Below are 1,973 nucleotides of genomic sequence, written 5' to 3' on the forward strand. Positions count from 1 at the left end.
GTGCTGGGTCACCGAGCGCAGCCTGCGGATCACCGAGCCGTACACGCCGCTGAGCGTGCTGGAGACCTTGCCGCCGGGCGGCTCGTCCATGAAGGGCATGAACTTGTCCGGGAAGCCGGGCATGGTGCAGGCGATGCAGATACCGCCGACGTTCGGGCAGCCGCCGACGCCGTTGATCCAGCCGCGCTTGGGCACGTTGCACTTCACCACCGGGCCCCAACAGCCCAGCTTCACAAGGCACTTGGGGGAGTCGTAGGTCGTGGCGAACTGCCCCTGCTCGTAGTAGCCGGCCCGGTCGCAGCCCTCGTGCACGGTCGCGCCGAAGAGCCAGGTGGGCCGCAGGTGGTCGTCCAGCGGGATCATCGGGGCCGAGCCGGCCGCCTGGTGCAGCAGGTACACCAGCGTCTCGGAGAAGTTGTCCGGCTGGATCGGGCAGCCCGGCACGCACACGATCGGGATGCCCGCGTGCGACTTCCAGTCCCAGCCCAGGTAGTCCGGCACGCCCATGGCGCCGGTCGGGTTGCCGGCCATCGCGTGGATGCCGCCGTAGGTGGCACAGGTGCCGATCGCGACCACGGCCAGGGCCTTCGGGGCGAGCCGGTCGATCCACTCGCTGGTGGTGATCGGCTGGCCGGTCTCCGGGTCGTCGCCGAAGCCGCTCCAGTAGCCCTCGGCCTTGATCGCCTCGTTCGGGATCGAGCCCTCGACGACCAGCACGAACGGGTCGATCTCGCCGCGCTCGCCCTTGAAGAACCACTCGATGAAGGTGTCGGCGCCGCCGACCGGGCCGCACTCGAAGTCGATCAGCGGCCAGTGCACCTGGATCTTGGGCAGGCCCGGCAGCACGCTGAGGGCGATCTCCTCGATGCTCGGCTGGGTGGCGGCGGTCAGCGAGACCGAGTCGCCGTCGCAGCTGAGCCCCGCGTTGATCCAGAGGATGTGGATCGGTGACTCGTCGCCGGCCGGGTCACTGTCCTGCGAGGTGCCGGCCGGGGCCGGCGACGGTGCGCTCATGGGACTTCCTCCTGCGGGAGGTATGGACGGAACATCGCATGTCGGACACCACCCTGCGACAAGCCGGAGGGCCGCGGGCGATCAGGCGCGGCCATTACGGTGGCACCCCCGGAACCCGCCGCCGGCCGGTGGCAGGGTGCGCACCGGTCCTCCTCGGAGCGCGACCCGGCACGAGGTGCCGGACGCGTCACTCGCGATCCTCCGCCCGCCTGCACGCGGGGCCCGGCTGCCGCCGCCGCGCTGTCACACGAAAGCGGACCCGCGAACAGGACCACTTGGCGGGCATGCCGGGTGTACGGCCGGGAGCGGGCGAGGAGTTGGGGCAGCCGGCGGGCCGCGGGGGGCGTGCGAGGTATGGGCGTGGCCGCGGGTTTCGGCGGGAGCCGGCGGGCCGCGGGGAGTGTGCGGTGTACGGGCGTGTGGCGCGGCTTTCGGCGGGCCGCGGGGGCGTGCGGGGCACGGGGTGTACGGGCACGGCGCGGGTTTCGGCGGGAGCGGCTCGGGCTCAAGGGGTGGCGCGGGCGACCGTCAGGTGTCGGCGTCGGTGGGCTGCCCGGCGAGCCGCCGGGTCAGCCGTTCGCGTAGCTGCGTGAGGCGAACGATCTCCGCGTCGAGCGCGGCGGGCCTGCGGGCGACCACGCCGCCGGGCTCCGGGTCGCAGCGCGGCGCGGGCCGGTCCACCAGCTGGTGCAGCTGGGGCGCCAGCCCGCGCAGGTCCGTCACCGTGAAGCCCGCCGCCAGCAGGTCGCGGATCAGCCGCACCCGGGCCACGTCGCCGGGGCCGTACTGCCGCTGCCCCGACGCGGTGCGGGCCGGGGCCGGCAGCAGGCCGCGCTGTTCGTAGAAGCGCAGTGCCCTCGGTGTGGTGCCGGCCGCGGCCGCCGCGTCCCCGATCCGCAGCAGCGTGGGTCCGCGGTGTCGTGCGCCGTCGACGCGGGCGGTCGCGGCATGGGTGGGGA

The 1,973-nt window shown here is 73.8% G+C and carries 2 protein-coding genes; both read right to left on the reverse strand.

The genetic code is table 11. The features are described from left to right. On the reverse strand, positions 1-1,014 hold a 1,014-nt coding region (locus AC13HU_RS36355), incomplete at its 3' end, for an NADH-quinone oxidoreductase subunit B family protein (protein ID WP_483046268.1). A 528-nt stretch (positions 1,015-1,542) separates the two neighbouring features. Next, positions 1,543-1,914, reverse strand: coding sequence for a MerR family transcriptional regulator (locus tag AC13HU_RS36360; protein ID WP_483046269.1), 372 nt, complete (start codon positions 1,912-1,914; stop codon positions 1,543-1,545). Between the last annotated feature and the right edge of the window lie 59 nt (positions 1,915-1,973).

The organism is Streptomyces sp. NH27 (genome assembly GCF_056859195.1).